Source organism: Pseudomonas sp. TREG-RG-20F-10-E-6-01 (assembly GCF_022662455.1).
GTDB lineage: Bacteria > Pseudomonadota > Gammaproteobacteria > Pseudomonadales > Pseudomonadaceae > Aquipseudomonas.
Genome location: NZ_JAKNQP010000003.1, coordinates 552,855 through 566,512, shown reverse-complemented (window position 1 = coordinate 566,512; position 13,658 = coordinate 552,855). Strand labels below are relative to the sequence as shown.

20 protein-coding genes are annotated in these 13,658 nt (G+C 61.3%); 10 read left to right on the top strand and 10 right to left on the bottom strand.

Annotated elements, in window-relative coordinates; all coding sequences use genetic code 11:
- Window positions 1-63: 63 nt before the first annotated feature.
- From L8K08_RS12900 to L8K08_RS12885, 4 genes are read left to right on the top strand one after another with little or no spacing between them, the layout of a single operon-like run.
- Window positions 64-375 (top strand): YXWGXW repeat-containing protein, encoded by a 312-nt coding sequence (locus L8K08_RS12900; RefSeq protein ID WP_242197447.1) that lies wholly within the window; start codon window positions 64-66, stop codon window positions 373-375.
- A gap of 37 nt (window positions 376-412) precedes the next feature.
- Window positions 413-991, top strand: coding sequence for an RNA polymerase sigma factor (locus tag L8K08_RS12895; protein WP_242197444.1), 579 nt, complete (start codon window positions 413-415; stop codon window positions 989-991).
- Window positions 988-1,419, top strand: coding sequence for a hypothetical protein (locus L8K08_RS12890; RefSeq protein WP_242197441.1), 432 nt, complete (start codon window positions 988-990; stop codon window positions 1,417-1,419). The genes L8K08_RS12895 and L8K08_RS12890 overlap by 4 nt, the downstream gene beginning before the upstream one ends.
- Complete coding sequence (locus L8K08_RS12885; protein WP_242197438.1) at window positions 1,416-1,910, top strand: periplasmic heavy metal sensor; 495 nt, start codon at window positions 1,416-1,418, stop codon at window positions 1,908-1,910. The genes L8K08_RS12890 and L8K08_RS12885 overlap by 4 nt, the downstream gene beginning before the upstream one ends.
- Window positions 1,911-2,344: 434 nt before the next feature.
- On the opposite strand, the gene L8K08_RS12880 is transcribed toward L8K08_RS12885, so the two are convergent.
- Window positions 2,345-2,707 carry an NUDIX domain-containing protein gene (locus L8K08_RS12880; RefSeq protein WP_145164559.1) on the bottom strand — a complete coding sequence of 121 codons (363 nt, stop codon included), beginning with the start codon at window positions 2,705-2,707 and terminating at the stop codon, window positions 2,345-2,347.
- A 126-nt stretch (window positions 2,708-2,833) separates the two neighbouring features.
- Between L8K08_RS12880 and L8K08_RS12875 the strand changes: the two genes are divergently transcribed.
- Both L8K08_RS12875 and L8K08_RS12870 read left to right on the top strand, forming a co-directional pair.
- Window positions 2,834-3,814: a Gfo/Idh/MocA family oxidoreductase gene (locus tag L8K08_RS12875; protein ID WP_242197435.1), complete on the top strand. Its 981-nt coding sequence runs from the start codon at window positions 2,834-2,836 to the stop codon at window positions 3,812-3,814.
- A gap of 44 nt (window positions 3,815-3,858) precedes the next feature.
- Entirely contained in the window at window positions 3,859-4,500 is a 642-nt protein-coding gene (locus L8K08_RS12870; RefSeq protein ID WP_242197432.1) for a ribonuclease T2, read from the top strand.
- Here L8K08_RS12870 and L8K08_RS12865 read toward each other — a convergent pair whose 3' ends face one another.
- Window positions 4,501-5,349, bottom strand: coding sequence for a helix-turn-helix transcriptional regulator (locus L8K08_RS12865; RefSeq protein ID WP_145164553.1), 849 nt, complete (start codon window positions 5,347-5,349; stop codon window positions 4,501-4,503). It lies immediately after the preceding gene.
- 109 nt (window positions 5,350-5,458) lie between these two features.
- Here L8K08_RS12865 and L8K08_RS12860 point away from each other — a divergent pair, with 109 nt between their 5' ends.
- On the top strand, window positions 5,459-5,869 hold the full coding sequence (locus L8K08_RS12860; protein WP_242197429.1) for a hypothetical protein: 411 nt from the start codon (window positions 5,459-5,461) through the stop codon (window positions 5,867-5,869).
- A gap of 317 nt (window positions 5,870-6,186) precedes the next feature.
- Here L8K08_RS12860 and L8K08_RS12855 read toward each other — a convergent pair whose 3' ends face one another.
- Window positions 6,187-6,534 (bottom strand): hypothetical protein, encoded by a 348-nt coding sequence (locus tag L8K08_RS12855; RefSeq protein ID WP_145164548.1) that lies wholly within the window; start codon window positions 6,532-6,534, stop codon window positions 6,187-6,189.
- Window positions 6,535-6,779: 245 nt separating this feature from the next.
- Between L8K08_RS12855 and L8K08_RS12850 the strand changes: the two genes are divergently transcribed.
- The 3 genes from L8K08_RS12850 (at window position 6,780) to glsB (ending at window position 8,541) form a co-directional block, all read left to right on the top strand.
- The gene (locus tag L8K08_RS12850) at window positions 6,780-7,175 is read left to right on the top strand and encodes a hypothetical protein (protein WP_242197425.1); all 396 of its coding nucleotides are present in this window, start codon (window positions 6,780-6,782) and stop codon (window positions 7,173-7,175) included.
- Window positions 7,165-7,551 carry a hypothetical protein gene (locus tag L8K08_RS12845; protein ID WP_242197423.1) on the top strand — a complete coding sequence of 129 codons (387 nt, stop codon included), beginning with the start codon at window positions 7,165-7,167 and terminating at the stop codon, window positions 7,549-7,551. The genes L8K08_RS12850 and L8K08_RS12845 overlap by 11 nt, the downstream gene beginning before the upstream one ends.
- An 81-nt stretch (window positions 7,552-7,632) precedes the next feature.
- A complete protein-coding gene (glsB, locus tag L8K08_RS12840; protein ID WP_242197920.1) occupies window positions 7,633-8,541 on the top strand; it encodes a glutaminase B in 909 nt (302 codons plus the stop codon).
- 45 nt (window positions 8,542-8,586) lie between these two features.
- On the opposite strand, the gene L8K08_RS12835 is transcribed toward glsB, so the two are convergent.
- The 7 genes from L8K08_RS12835 to L8K08_RS12805 all read right to left on the bottom strand — a co-directional run bounded on the left by L8K08_RS12835 (window position 8,587) and on the right by L8K08_RS12805 (window position 13,655).
- Window positions 8,587-9,090 carry a signal peptidase II gene (locus L8K08_RS12835; RefSeq protein ID WP_242197420.1) on the bottom strand — a complete coding sequence of 168 codons (504 nt, stop codon included), beginning with the start codon at window positions 9,088-9,090 and terminating at the stop codon, window positions 8,587-8,589.
- Between the two features lie 71 nt (window positions 9,091-9,161).
- Window positions 9,162-9,497 (bottom strand): hypothetical protein, encoded by a 336-nt coding sequence (locus L8K08_RS12830; protein ID WP_242197418.1) that lies wholly within the window; start codon window positions 9,495-9,497, stop codon window positions 9,162-9,164.
- A 412-nt stretch (window positions 9,498-9,909) separates the two neighbouring features.
- Entirely contained in the window at window positions 9,910-10,065 is a 156-nt protein-coding gene (locus L8K08_RS12825; protein ID WP_242197416.1) for a hypothetical protein, read from the bottom strand.
- Between the two features lie 128 nt (window positions 10,066-10,193).
- Window positions 10,194-11,462, bottom strand: a complete 1,269-nt coding sequence (locus L8K08_RS12820; protein ID WP_242197414.1) for an FAD-binding oxidoreductase — start codon at window positions 11,460-11,462, stop codon at window positions 10,194-10,196.
- A complete protein-coding gene (locus L8K08_RS12815; RefSeq protein ID WP_242197411.1) occupies window positions 11,459-12,211 on the bottom strand; it encodes an amino acid ABC transporter ATP-binding protein in 753 nt (250 codons plus the stop codon). The genes L8K08_RS12820 and L8K08_RS12815 overlap by 4 nt, the downstream gene beginning before the upstream one ends.
- Window positions 12,208-12,876, bottom strand: coding sequence for an amino acid ABC transporter permease (locus tag L8K08_RS12810; protein WP_083358110.1), 669 nt, complete (start codon window positions 12,874-12,876; stop codon window positions 12,208-12,210). Before L8K08_RS12810 ends, L8K08_RS12815 begins: the two co-directional genes overlap by 4 nt.
- On the bottom strand, window positions 12,873-13,655 hold the full coding sequence (locus tag L8K08_RS12805; RefSeq protein ID WP_242197408.1) for an ABC transporter substrate-binding protein: 783 nt from the start codon (window positions 13,653-13,655) through the stop codon (window positions 12,873-12,875). The genes L8K08_RS12810 and L8K08_RS12805 overlap by 4 nt, the downstream gene beginning before the upstream one ends.
- Window positions 13,656-13,658 lie beyond the last annotated feature (3 nt).

Genomic DNA, 13,658 nt, shown 5'->3' with positions numbered 1-13,658 from the left:
TCCTACCCCGCCGTTCAACCCATCAGCAGCAAACATTTTCGTTCGCCGTATGAAGGAGTTGCCATGAATCCACTGGCCAAATTGCGCTATGCCTTGCTGGTCCCGCTGGCGTTTGCCGCGCTTGTCAGCACCCCCACCTTTGCCCAAACCGAAGTGATCATCCGCCAGGCGCCACCGGCGGAGCGCGTTGAGGTGATTCCCGCCGAACGCCCAGGCTTTGTCTGGGACCGTGGCCACTGGCAATGGACGCACGGCGCGTATGCCTGGGTGCCGGGCCACTGGCAGCACGTGGTGCGCAACGCCCGTTGGGAGCCTGGGCACTGGGAATCCCGTGGCCCGAACTGGTACTGGCGCGAAGGCCATTGGATCCGCTGAACCCTGAACCTTAGCCAGTGCATTGAGAACCACCCGATTGAAAGACACTGATCCGGACGTTGAGCTACTGGCGCGTATCAGCAACAACGAGCCCGCCGCCGTCAACGAAATGGTGACGCGCAAGCTTCCGCGTTTGCTCGCGCTCGCCAGTCGGATCCTCGGGGATGCCGACGAGGCCAAGGACGTGGCCCAGGAAAGTTTCCTGCGTATCTGGCGTCAGGCGGCCAACTGGCGGCCTGGCGAAGCGCGTTTCGACACTTGGCTGCACCGCGTGGCACTCAACCTGTGCCACGACCGTTTGCGTCGGCGCAAGGAGCGCCCGTTGAACGAAGACGAGGTGCTCGAGCTGGCTGACAGCGCGCCGTCCCCGGATGAGCAGTTGGAAACGGCCGATCGCAGCGCAAGGATGGCCGCCGCCTCGGCGACCTTGCCCGAGCGCCAGCGCGAAGCCATTGTGTTGCAGTACTACCAGGAGCTGTCGAATATCGACGCCGCGGCCCTGATGAACATCAGCGTCGAGGCACTGGAGAGCCTGCTGTCGCGGGCCCGACGCCAGTTGCGCAGTCACCTTGCCGACACACCCGGGCTCGCCCGCCCAGGAAGGGGAAAATCATGACACCTGAACGATTTGCGCACCTGGCTGACGCCTACGGGGCCAGCCTGCACCGCTGGCCTCTGGCTGAACAGGCGCCCGCCCAGGCGCTGCTCGACAGCGGCAATGTCCACGCCCGCGAGGCATTGCGTGAGGCCAGCTGGCTGGATGGGCAGTTGGACAGCCATCAGTTGGCATTCGCCGACCCGTCGCTGGCACGCCAGATCCGTGAGTCTGCGCCGCGACGGGCGTCGTTCTGGTCGCGTTACGCCAACTGGCTGTCGCCCGCCGGCCTGGTGGGCGTGGGCATTGCCGGCATCGCCGCCGGGGTGCTGGTGGCGTCGCTGAGCGTGCCGCTGCCGATGCTGTCATCCGAAGTGCTGCCCAGCGTCTTCGATCAGGGCGATGCCGACGTCGTCTTCACCGTCAACGCCGAGGAAACTGAGCAATGACCCCACAATCCCTTAAACCGTGGTTGCTTGTCTCGGTGCTGCTCAACGTGTTTTTGATCGGCGGCGTGGGTGGCGGCCTCTACCACTGGATGGCTACACCCCAGCCTGCTGAGGCCGTGGTCAACCAGCACGGTTTGCGCCAGGCGATGATCAAATTGCCGGCAGAGCGGCGCAAGGAGTTGCGCCAGTTACTGCGTCAGAACCGTGCCGACAGCCAACCGCTGATCATGGCCGGTCGCGAAGCGCGGCTGGGCGTGATCAAGCAGCTGGAAGCACCGACCCTCGATCGCGAAGTGCTGGTGACGGAACTGGCCAAGGCGCGTGAGGCCGACGCAGCGCTGCGGGCCTTGGTGGACACCACCCTGGCGCAGTTCGCGAGCAATCTGCCCCAGGATGAACGGCAAAAACTGGTGGAGGCGTTATACCAGCGCGGGCAGGCCAAAAGCCGCGAGAAACTTCCCCAGGTAGCGGGGAATAAACCGCGCTCTTGAGCTGTTATGCACTCACGATCACCTTCGAGAGTTGCATATGCCGGCTGCTGAAAAGAAACAAGCCTTTGGGTTTTCCTGGGGGGGCGCGAGTGGCTACCACAAAAGCACTTCTTCGCTGTACGGCGGCGTGTTGCGATCTACCTGATTGTAGGTAAACCCAATGTGGGAGCGGGCTTGCCCGCGAAGGCGGTGGATCAGGTACGAATCCATTGACTGACACACCGCCTTCGCGAGCAAGCCCGCTCCCACATTTTTGACCGCGCAAGGCTCCCAGGCTAACAGGCCCATCTTTGGAATCTGCGCGGTTTGGCGGTTCTCGCGCGGTTCTGGTGGCGCATGCAGCCGCTGCCGCGTTCGTCAAATCCTTTGTCGAACGGCAGAAAGCGAATGGCGTGGTGAAGTGAGGTGTGCCGGACAGCGGGCAGAGCGCGGAATTACAAGCGGCGTAGGAAGGATTTGACGATGTGGCGGGTGGCGTCGGTGGTGTCCAGTTCGTCCAGGGCGCCATAGGCGTGCCAGCGACAATCGACGATCTCGTTGCACGGCCGCGCGTCGGCGATATTCACCACCGAGGCTTCGAACACGTGGTGCACGGTGTCGCGGGCCTTTAACTCCTGCAAGTACAACAATCCGTCCACGTTCAATCCGGTTTCTTCTTCCAGCTCGCGTTCGGCCGCGCCAACCGGGCGCTCATCACGCTCGACCTTGCCGCCGGGTAATGCCCATTTCGATCTGGCCTTGCGCACGAAGAGGATATGCCCCTCGTGTTCGCAAATGACCGTGGCCCTTATTTTCATCGTGTGTGCCCCGCAGCGGGATGAATGTCACAAAAGTGTAATGCAATTGTCATGCTAAGTGCTTATGGCGCGCACGGGTGGGGATGTGGATACTGACCGATTGATGAAAACCGACGAGGACAACAGATGACTACCGTACGTTGGGGCATGATCGGTTGTGGCAGTGTCACTGAATTGAAGAGTGGACCCGCTTTCTACAAAGCGCCAGGTTCTGCGCTGGTGGCCGTGATGGGGCGTCGCGAGGAGGCGGTGCGCGATTATGCGGCACGCCACGGCATTGCGCGCTTCTATACCGACGCCCAGGCCCTGATCGACGACCCTGAAGTGGACGCGGTGTACATCGCGACACCGCCCGACAGTCACCTCGAATACAGCCTGATGGTGGCGGCGGCCGGCAAACATTGCTGTGTCGAGAAACCCATGGCCCTCAACGCCGAGCAAAGCGCGTTGATGCAGCGCACCTTCGAACGCGCCGGGTTGCACTTGTTTGTTTCGTACTACCGCCGCTCGCTCCCGCGCTTTCAGCAAGTGCGTGACTGGCTGCGGGACGGGCGCATCGGTGAATTGCGCCAAGTGATCTGGACCTTGAGCAAACCACCGTCCGCCGCGGACGCCAGCGCCACCAATTGGCGTACCGACCCGGCTGTTGCCGGTGGCGGCTACTTTGCTGACCTCGCCAGCCACGGGTTTGACCTGTTTCAGTTTCTGGCCGGCGATATCGTCGAAGTCACCGGGTTTACCGCCCGACAAGCCGGGGAATATGCCGCCGAAGATGCCGTGACGGCCTGCTGGACCTTCGGTTCCGGCGCGCTGGGCATGGGCTGCTGGAACTTTGTTGCGGACCGCCGCGAAGACCGTGTCGAGCTGATCGGCAGCCGGGGCCGCATCACCTTTGCCGTGTTCGAAGACCAGCCATTGCGCCTTGAAGGTGAAGTCGACGAAGTGCTCGAAGTGCCTTGCCATGCGCATATCCAGTGGCACCATGTGCTGGCGATGAACGCGCACATTCGTGGCGAGGCCGAGCATCCTTCGCTGGCGATCGAGGCGCTGAAGACCGATCGGGTTCTGGACAAGGTACTGCAGCGCAATCCCAACCGCCCCGAGTAACTGTCCTGCGGTGCGTGGCGCTTATTTTTTCAAGGAACAGATGGATGAACTACAAGACAGCCTGGATAGCGCTGTGGCTGGTGCTGGCCAGCCTGATGGTGCAAGCGGCGCCACGCGAGCAGCGGCCCGCGGGAGATTTTGATTTTTACCTGCTGTCACTGTCGTGGTCGCCGACGTTTTGCCTCACGCACCCGGACAACCAACAATGCTCCGGCAAGGGCTATGGGTTTGTCTTGCATGGGCTATGGCCGCAATACGCGAAAGGCGGGTGGCCGGCGTCGTGTGACCCGCAATCGCGATTGTCGGCGCAGGAACTGGCCAAGGGCGCTTTGATATTCCCCACGCGCACGCTGCTTAAACACGAATGGTCCAAGCACGGCACGTGCAGCGGACTGGATGCGTCGCGCTATCTGGACGCGACGGATGCGGCGCTGGCGACAGTGCAGATTCCGCAGCAATTGCAGCCGTTCAATGTGCCCAATTACCTGGAAGCGCGCGACATCGAACAGCTGTTTCGCCAGAGCAACCCGGCCATGGGCGACCATGGCATGGCCGTGATCTGCAAGGGCAAGGTGTTGTCCGAAGTGCGCGTGTGCCTGACCAAGGAATTGCGCTTTGCCGGTTGCCCCGCAAGCGTGAAGACTCAGTGCCGCAGCGGGGATATCCGGGTCCCGGTGCAGCGCTGATCAGGCGCCCGGGTGCATCGAAATGGCTGCCGGCGTGGGGCTCGACGCCCCGGCGCGGTCCGCCAGGTAACGGGCCGGTGGCTGGCCCACCGCCTTGCGGAACATGGTGATAAAACCGCTGGCGTTTTCATAGCCAAGGTCCAGCGCCACGCGCTGCACGCTTTCACCCTTGGCCAGGCGCTGCAGGGACAGGATCACATGCAACTGCCTGCGCCAGCGCCCGAAACTCAGGCCCAGCTCCTCCAACAGCAAGCGCGTCATGCTGCGTTCGCTCATGCCGATGCGCACGGCCCATTGGCCGAGGGTCGCCTTGTCGCCGGGATCGGCCAGCAAACTTTCCGCCAGGCGTCGCAGCCTCAGGTCCTGGGGCATGGGCAAATGCAGGGCTTCGACCGGTGCTTGGGCCAGTTCATCGAGCAGCGTGTTGATCAAACGCCCCTGGGCGCCGTCTTCGTCATACAGCTGCGGGAAACTCACCGCCTTGCCGATCAACTCATGCAACAGGCCCGACACGGCCAGGGTGCAGCATTGCGCGGGCAGGGCGCCGCTGACGTCGGGGTCGATCAACAGGCAATACACCTCGGCCTCACCTGAACCCCTCGCGGCGTGCGGCAGGCCACCGGGAATCCACAGCGCGCATTGGGGCGGCACGATCCAGATACCGGCCTCGATCTGACAGTGAATCACCCCGCGCAGGGTGTACATCAGTTGGCCCTTGCGATGCGAATGCGGCGCGTGCTCCCAGCGTTCGCTGGTGCTGCTGGCACGCACGGCCACCACCGCACGCGGGAACAGGTCGGCATCCTTGGACATCGAGGGATGATGCAGATCGAGGCGATGGTGCTTCATGGTGAGTTCGCAGCTTGGCTGAATTGCGAAACAGTCTGGCTATTTTGTGCAATGCCGTCCAGTGGCGTGGTCACTATAGTGAGATCCACTCTCATTCAGGAGCTGTGCCATGCGACTCGACAGTACAACGTTCCCCGTGGTGAAAATCGTCTTCGACGCGCCCAACGAAGGCGGCCCGGAAGATGCCTTTGTGGTCTTTGAAGGGCTGTTGGCCAGAGAGCAGGCGTTCTTGCTGCTGCACGAAAAATCCGTGGACGAAAACAACCACGAGCACTCCCACGAGGAGCGCAAGCAAGCCTCGATCTGGATGAAGAAAAACAAACAGGCGCTGCGCGCCTTCGTCAAAGGCATGATCCAGGTAGAACCCAGTGCCGCCCAACGCCTGGCCCTCAAGCCATTTGCCGTAATGTTCGGCAAAGCCTGGGGCTACCCGCTGCTGGTAGTAGAGTCCAAGGATCAGGCATGGGCACTGGCGCGGGATCTGCTCGATGAGCAGATATCCGACGTGGCGCACTTTTGACGTGTACCCGGTGAAAACTGTGGGAGCGGGCTTGCCTGCGATAGCGGTGGCTCAGCTACACATGCAGTGACTGACACTCCGCCTTCGCGAGCAAGCCCGCTCCCACATTATTTCGGTGGCGTCCTTTGGTTCAGGCACAGCACTCGGCCAACGGTGCTGAATGAGCCAGTCTCCAACGTCGCGCACCTTCGACGTGTACGCGGTAAAAATTGTGGGAGCTGGCTTGCCTGCGATAGCGGTGGCTCAGCAACATTAATGTCAGCTGACACGCCCTCATCGCAGGCAAGCCCGCTCCCACATTGTTTCGGCGGCGCCCATCAATCCACACAAATCGCCCGGCCCAGCTTGCCTTTCTCCACCGTCGCCGAGCAGCCGAAGTGACTGTTGTCCACCTGGCACGTACCCGCTACCGGGCCGTTGCCCGATTGCGTGGTCACACTGGTCTGGCACTCACCCTGGCATTGGCTCGAATCCGTGCACGCCTTGCCCGCATCCTTGTACGGCGTGATGCACTTCCAGCTCTGCAACTTGCCGACCTGCCTCATCGTGCCACCGCCCGCCAGGCACGTGGATGCGGCAGAGTCCTGCGCCGGTGCAGCGGTGGGCGAGTGGGTCGAGCAGGCCGATACCAGCAACAGGGCGGCCAAGCCAATCATCAATTTCATGCAAAGGTCCTCGTGGAGTAAGCGCAGCGGTGCAGTGTACGGGCTATTGGACTACTTTGATTGGCGAGCGATCCCTACCCGGAAGTGACCCATGCACACCTTATGGAAACGCTATGTCACCTTGTTGGAAAATGACCTGAGCACGCAGATTTTCGACAACGTAAAAAACCTGCTGGCCAACCGGGTTGATCCGCATCCGCCGTGATCGCGTTAGACCCGCCACTCGCAGATCCGGGATGCACAACATGCAGACGCTTTATTGTTACGTCGATGGTGCTGACAACGAAACCATTGAGCCCGTGTTGGTCGACGCCTTTCGCACATTGACCCTCGACTGGGCGCCATTTTCCGCTGTTCTGGTAAATCAAGTACACGAGCGTGCCCCAGGCATGGCGCCTGATGACCTGAGCGATTGGTTTATCGGGCTCAATCTTCCGTTACACCATGCAGGCCGCGCTCAAATCACCCAATTGGTGCTATTCATAAAGGCCTTGGCCGGCGTAACAAGGCGTGATTTCGTGGTGGGTATTTCATCGGCTTCGGGGTTGTCTGAGGATTTGATCTTTCTCGACGCAAATGCCGACGAGAGCGACGCTGTGCGCCTCTGTGCGAAGTTGGAGGCTGCACCTCATGGGGCTTGATATTCATCTTGAAGCTGACACGCGAATGTCCATGGCGCATTTGGCCGACGCGGTAAATGCTGTAGGCGGCGTTGAGCTGGCCCAGAATGAACAATCACTAGAGGCCCGCTTTGAGTCGGGCCTTTGCCTGAGTGGCTTCTATGAAGTGGAGGATCCGGCTATTCGCGCACAGGGTCTGCACGATCTGGCGTTTACAGTGGCCACCCGAGGTTATCTGCGCATCAAAGGGCCAGTTCCCGAGGATGCCGATCCATTGGCTGAGGTAAGGGCGTTGATGGAGCAACTGGCCGCGAGGTGTGATGCCTGTTTCTTGCTGTCGTTCCAGTACGAGTCGCTGATGTATTTGCGCGACGATGCCGGGCTTCACGTTCTCTAGTGCGCCACCTGAGCGGCGCGTTTCAGGTATCCTGCGCCCCCCGCTTATCACTGATTCAAAGAAACAATGACCGGACAAGACATGCAGGCGTTGCTCGAGTCGATCCTCGACGAAGTTCGTCCACTGATCGGCCAGGGCAAAGTCGCCGACTACATCCCCGCACTGGCCGATGTGCCCGCCAATCAACTCGGTATCGCCGTGTACGGCAACGATGGCTCGGCCTACTGCGCCGGTGACGCCGACACGCTGTTTTCGGTGCAGAGCATTTCCAAGGTGTTCAGCCTGGTGCAGGCCATCGACCACGGCGGCGAAACCATCTGGGAACGCCTGGGCCACGAACCGTCGGGGCAACCGTTCAACTCCATGGTGCAGCTGGAATTCGAACGCGGCCGCCCGCGCAACCCGTTCATCAACGCCGGCGCACTGGTGATCTGCGACATCAACCAATCGCGCTTCGCCGTGCCGATCCTGTCGATGCGCGACTTCGTGCGGCGCCTGTCGGGCAACCCGCAGATTTTGGTCAACAGCGTTGTCGCCGAGTCCGAAGCGCAGCACGGTGCACGCAACGCGGCCATGGCCTACCTGATGAAAGCCTTCGGCAACTTCCACAACGACGTGGACGCAGTGCTGCACAGCTACTTCAACTACTGCGCATTGCAAATGAGCTGCCTGGACTTGGCCAGGGCCTTCAGTTTCCTCGCCAACGAGGGCGTGAGCGCCCACAGCGGCGAGCAGATTCTGACCGCGCGCCAGACCAAGCAAGTCAACTCGATCATGGCCACCAGCGGGCTGTATGACGAGGCGGGCAATTTTGCTTATCGCGTGGGTTTACCGGGTAAGAGCGGGGTAGGTGGCGGGATTGTCGCGGTGGTGCCGGGGCAGTTCACGGTATGCGTGTGGTCACCGGAGTTGAATGCGGCGGGGAACTCGCTGGCGGGGATGAAGGCGTTGGAGTTGTTGAGTGAGCGGATTGGGTGGTCGGTGTTTTGATGGCCTGGGAATTCAGGGTTTTGATGCCCTGAATCCCCTTGCTGGTTAGGCGTTGCGCGGCTTAACGAACAAATCGAGCATCAAGAACAACGCCCCGGCCGTAATCGCGATATCGGCAATATTGAACACGCCGGTATGCGTCGGCCCCACGTTCAGCACCATGTAATCCACTACATGCCCGTCGCGAAATACCCGGTCGATCAAGTTGGCGATACCGCCCAGGGCAATCGCATAAAGCGGTAAGACTTTACGCAGCGGCTGGTTCCAGTGGGTCAGCGACCACGCCATCGCCCATGCGACCACGATGGCCACGCCGACGATAAAGATCAGTTGTTTGACCTGCGGCGGCAGCGCAGCGCCCAGGCTGAGAAAGGCGCCTGGGTTAAGGCTCAGTTCCAACGCCAGGTTGATGGGGTTAGAGCCGATTTTGATACTGTTGGCATGCAGCGAAACCAGGGCCAGCAGTTTGACGAGTTGGTCCAAGGCAATAAAGGCGATGCCGGCGAAGAGAGCGAAGGTGCGGCTTCGCAGTAGGGGCGACGTGCTCAAGCGGTAACTTCCTGTTCCGGGTCTGTCGATAGAGCGCCCGAAGATAGCTCAGGCGCTCTATCTCGTCCATCTCAAGCCGTCGGGTGGGCCACGTTCAGGGCTTTGTCCACCAGCAGTTGCACCCCTTCGAGCATCCGGCAGATGCCCAGCGCGACATTGCGTTGGGAACCGTCGATTTCAAAGGCCATATGGTTGGCAATATCACAGATGGACGCCAGGTCTTGGGAGGCGTTGACCAGCAAGGTTTCGGTGCCCAGGTCGGCGCGCACGGTGAAGAGGCCGTCGCTGGGTTCGGGGACAGGTTTGCCGAGTTTGAGGTAGTGGTTGATAGCGCGGTAGGCCACTTCGTGCAGGGTGCTGGTGTCGAAGTCTTGCTGGCCTGGGGGATTCGGGCTGTCTTTAATCATGGTGAAACTCCAAGGGAAATGGAGCTGCCACGGTTCGCGGTCAAACGAATTAGGGTGGCAGCTATACACGGGTTGACCGACCGGTCCCAAGGAGCCCGGCATACCCGAAGGTATCCCGCGTACAGCTGCCGCGACACGATACAACAGGCGTAGCAAAAACGCCTGATCGATATGGCACAGATGCACTTGGGAGGGCGGACGGTCAAATCCGGTCGCTGAATTGGCAGCGACGACGAGAGGTTAGTCAGCCCCTATCCGAGCCACAACCTGAAACCCTTGTCGGAAACTTCCGAGAGTCGCAAGCCCGGCAAGTGTTGGTGTGTTTTACCTTCGAGCTGTGAACTAAACGCGGTCTTGAAACCCTGCAAAAACCCTGTGGCGAGGGAGCAAGCGCCCTCGCCACAGGTGTTCATCACGCCTGTACACACCCCCGCATCCAGCCCATCCCTAACAGCATGAGCACGCCGACGCCCAGCGCGGCAGGCAGGCGGGCGGTGTTGCCCAAGCGGTTTCGTCCTTTAGGCTTGAGAGGCGAAGGGTTGCGGTTTGAGGTTTCGTGGAACGTCATGGACGAATCCTTTCGCACATGCCGAGTGGGTAAGCCAATCGATGATTGACTCTCGACTGGCGAAGCTAACGGATTTTGCGGGTTCGGTAACCTGTGAGAGTTGACAGTTTTCTAGACTGTCTGGGCCGTCAACTGATGTTCAACCTGTCCAACAAGCTATACCAAGCCACGCCCGCTCCAATGTAAAAGCGCTGCAACCCATGCAACGGCAAACGCTGTAATGGCGTCACCGGGTAAGCGAAATCCGCGCTGCCGTCACACAAACGCCCGGCCAATTGCTGCCCCAGGCTGGTACACAGCGCGATCCCACGCCCATTGCACCCCAATGCCAGCGTCAGCCCCGGCGCCGGTTGGTGAACGTGGGGCATGAAGTCGCGGGTGATTGCGATACGCCCGGCCCAACGGTACTCAAACTCCAGCGGCCCCAATTGTGGAAACAGCAACGCCAGCGAGCGCTCCAGGTGCGCAAAATCGGCGGGTGATGTGGGGTCGTTGAACAGGCCGCGCCCGCCCATCAGCAAGCGGCCATGGCTGTCCTTGCGAAAGTACAGCAGCAGCCTTTGCGCGGTGGACACGGTTTCCTGCCCCGGCAAGATACTGTCAGCCGCACGCCCGCTCAACGGCTTTGTGGCGACAATAAAGCTGTTCGCCGCCAAGATACTTTGTGCCATGCCCGGCCACAGGTTGCCGCTGTAGCCATTGGTAGCCAGCAGCACCTGATCGGCCGTGACCTGTGCGCCAGAAACTGTCTGCAATTGCCAACCCGAACCCTGGTGCTGCAACCCCGTCACGGCGCTGTGGCCATGAATTTGCACACCCGCCGCCAACGCCGCGCCCACCAGCCCACGCGCATACGCCAACGGTTGAATCGCCCCGGCGCGGCCATCCAGCCAGCCGCCGGCAAAGGCCTCGCTGCCCATACGCGCCGCCACGTCACGTGCTTCCAAGCGCTGCACCGGTACGCCGCGACGCGCCCATTGATCGGCTCGAGCGTGCAGCCCGGCCACGCCTTTTTGCGTGTACGACACCTGCATCCAGCCTTTGCGCACCGGCGCGCAATCTATGCGATGGCGTTCGATCAACTTGAATACCAGGTCCGCCGAATTCGATACCGTGGAAATCAACGGTTCGGCACGTTCCGGCCCGTACATCTGCATCAACTGTTCGGGGTCGTATTTGAGCGTCGGGTTGACCTGCCCACCATTGCGGCCCGATGCGCCCCAGCCGGGCTCGTTGGCCTCCAGCACGCACACGTTGACGCCGCGCTCGGCCAGGTGCAGGGCGGTCGACAGGCCGGTGTAACCCGCGCCCACAATCGCCACATCGACCTTCACCGACTCACTCAACGCCGGTGTCGGCAGCACCGAGGGTGCAGTCGCTGACCATAAAGACTTCATGACAGGCTCCGCGTATTGCCGGTGGGGTGCAGCACGCGCCGCAGGAAATCCTGGGTGCGTGGGTGTTGCGGGTCGCCGAGTACTTGCTCGGCCGCACCGCTTTCGACGATGTAGCCGCCGTGCAGAAAGCACACGCGGTCGGCCACTTCGCGGGCAAAACCCATTTCGTGGGTGACCACGATCATGGTCATGCCTTCATCTGCCAGGGTGCGCATCACCGCCAGCACATCGCCGACCAGCTCCGGGTCCAGTGCCGAGGTGGGTTCGTCAAACAGCATGGCGTCGGGTTTCATCGCCAAGGCGCGGGCGATGGCCACGCGTTGTTGCTGGCCACCAGAGAGCTGTTCCGGGTAGGCGTCGGCCTTGGCACTCAGGCCGACTTTTTCCAGCAGCACCAGAGCTTCTTCGCGGGCTTGTTTGAGTGGCTCGCCTTTGACGTACACCGGGCCTTCCATCACGTTTTCCAGCACCGTGCGGTGCGGGAACAAGTTGAAACGCTGGAACACCATGCCCATGCGGCTGCGCAGGGCGTGCACGCTCTTGCTGCCGCGCTGCACGGTTTCGCCAAACACCGTGATAACGCCGCCGTCGTAGGCTTCCAGCGCGTTGATGCAGCGCAACAGGGTGGATTTGCCCGAGCCCGACGGGCCGATCAGGCACACTACTTCGCCCTTGGCTACATCGAGGTCGACGCCGTGCAGCACGCGGTGGCTGCCGTAATGTTTTTGCAGTTGGCGTATCGCGATCATGCTTTTTTCCTCCGGCCCAAGTGCTGTTCCATCCGGCGCAGGCCGTACACCAGCGGCAGGCTCATCAGCAGGTAGAGCAGGGCAACCAGGGTGTAGACGGTCATGTTCTGGAAGGTCGACGAGGCGATCAACTGGCCCTGGCGGGTCATCTCGGCCACGGTGATGGTCGACACCAGGGATGAGTCCTTGAGCATCATCACCAGGGTGTTGCCGTAGGGCGGCAAGGCGATACGGAAGGCTTGCGGCAGGATCACCCGGCGCATCATCAGCACCGAGCGCATGCCCAATGCTTCGGCGGCTTCGCGCTGGCCTTGTTCGACGGCAATGATGCCGGTGCGAAAGTTCTCCGCCTGGTACGCCGAGTAGGCGATGCCCATGCCGATCACGCCCGCGTAGAACGCGGTGAGGTGCACGCCCATGTCCGGCAGCACGAAGTAGATATAGAACAGTTGCACGATGATCGGCAGACCACGGATCACGTTGATCACGGTGCTGGCCGCCCACGACAACGCGCGTATCGGCGACAACTTGAGCAGTGCCAACACCAAGCCAATCGCGCTGCTGAGCAGGAACGACAGCACGGTGATCTGGATCGTCACCCACGCGCCTTGCAGCAGGATCGGCAAAAAGTCCTGGGCGTTTTGCAGGAATTCAGCCGGGTTCATGGGCGCACCTGGGTATCAAGCCCCCACTTCTTGAGGATGGCGTCGAGCGTGCCGTCAGCCTTGATGCTGGCGATCGCGGTGTTCAGGCGCTCGAGGGTTTGCGCATCGCCTTTGCGTACCACCAGGCACACTTCGCCGACGTTGGTGGGTGTGTAGTCGGGGGCGAGTTTCACGCCTTTGAACAGCTTCTGGCGGATCTGGTAGGCGACGACCGGCTGGTCGCCGACCGCCGCCTTGATGCGGCCCAAGGACAGGTCGCGGACCATCTCGCCGATGGAGTCGTAGGTGCGGATTTCCTTGAAGATGCCGAGCTTGTTGAGTTGGTCGTAGAACACCGTGCCGGCTTGCACGCCGACCACTTGGTCCTTGAGTGGTGTGAGATCGGGGTAGGCGGTGTTGTCGTCGGCACTGATGATCAGGCCTTCACCGTAGGCATACACCGGAGCGCTGAAGTCGACGACTTTGGTGCGCTCTGCGGTCTTGAGCATGCCGGCGGCGATGAAGTCGAGCTTGCCGGAGGTGAGAGAGGGGATCAGCGCGGCGAAGTTGGTCTGTTCGATCTGGCTGGTAAACCCGCCAGCCTTGCCGACGGCCTCGGCCACATCGACCATTACGCCTTGAATGCTGTTGCTCTTGATATCCAGGAAGGTAAACGGCGAGCCACTGGCCGTTGCACCGACTTTGTACGAGGACGCACTCTCTGCGTGCACGGCGCTGACACAGAGCGCGGCGCAAAGACCGAAGGCAAGGCGGCGAAACAAGGGCGAAAGACTGTTCATCGG

Bases quoted from the DNA above. Each gene is read 5' to 3' on its own strand.
- L8K08_RS12855 (WP_145164548.1), bottom strand. From the start codon at position 6,534: ATGAAATTGATGATTGGCTTGGCCGCCCTGTTGCTGGTATCGGCCTGC.
- L8K08_RS12875 (WP_242197435.1), top strand. From the start codon at position 2,834: ATGACTACCGTACGTTGGGGCATGATCGGTTGTGGCAGTGTCACTGAA.
- L8K08_RS12825 (WP_242197416.1), bottom strand. From the start codon at position 10,065: ATGACGTTCCACGAAACCTCAAACCGCAACCCTTCGCCTCTCAAGCCT.
- L8K08_RS12860 (WP_242197429.1), top strand. From the start codon at position 5,459: ATGCGACTCGACAGTACAACGTTCCCCGTGGTGAAAATCGTCTTCGAC.
- L8K08_RS12830 (WP_242197418.1), bottom strand. From the start codon at position 9,497: ATGATTAAAGACAGCCCGAATCCCCCAGGCCAGCAAGACTTCGACACC.
- L8K08_RS12865 (WP_145164553.1), bottom strand. From the start codon at position 5,349: ATGAAGCACCATCGCCTCGATCTGCATCATCCCTCGATGTCCAAGGAT.
- L8K08_RS12885 (WP_242197438.1), top strand. From the start codon at position 1,416: ATGACCCCACAATCCCTTAAACCGTGGTTGCTTGTCTCGGTGCTGCTC.
- L8K08_RS12880 (WP_145164559.1), bottom strand. From the start codon at position 2,707: ATGAAAATAAGGGCCACGGTCATTTGCGAACACGAGGGGCATATCCTC.
- L8K08_RS12870 (WP_242197432.1), top strand. From the start codon at position 3,859: ATGAACTACAAGACAGCCTGGATAGCGCTGTGGCTGGTGCTGGCCAGC.
- L8K08_RS12845 (WP_242197423.1), top strand. From the start codon at position 7,165: ATGGGGCTTGATATTCATCTTGAAGCTGACACGCGAATGTCCATGGCG.
- L8K08_RS12820 (WP_242197414.1), bottom strand. From the start codon at position 11,462: ATGAAGTCTTTATGGTCAGCGACTGCACCCTCGGTGCTGCCGACACCG.
- L8K08_RS12815 (WP_242197411.1), bottom strand. From the start codon at position 12,211: ATGATCGCGATACGCCAACTGCAAAAACATTACGGCAGCCACCGCGTG.
- L8K08_RS12850 (WP_242197425.1), top strand. From the start codon at position 6,780: ATGCAGACGCTTTATTGTTACGTCGATGGTGCTGACAACGAAACCATT.
- L8K08_RS12805 (WP_242197408.1), bottom strand. From the start codon at position 13,655: ATGAACAGTCTTTCGCCCTTGTTTCGCCGCCTTGCCTTCGGTCTTTGC.
- L8K08_RS12890 (WP_242197441.1), top strand. From the start codon at position 988: ATGACACCTGAACGATTTGCGCACCTGGCTGACGCCTACGGGGCCAGC.
- glsB (WP_242197920.1), top strand. From the start codon at position 7,633: ATGCAGGCGTTGCTCGAGTCGATCCTCGACGAAGTTCGTCCACTGATC.
- L8K08_RS12900 (WP_242197447.1), top strand. From the start codon at position 64: ATGAATCCACTGGCCAAATTGCGCTATGCCTTGCTGGTCCCGCTGGCG.
- L8K08_RS12810 (WP_083358110.1), bottom strand. From the start codon at position 12,876: ATGAACCCGGCTGAATTCCTGCAAAACGCCCAGGACTTTTTGCCGATC.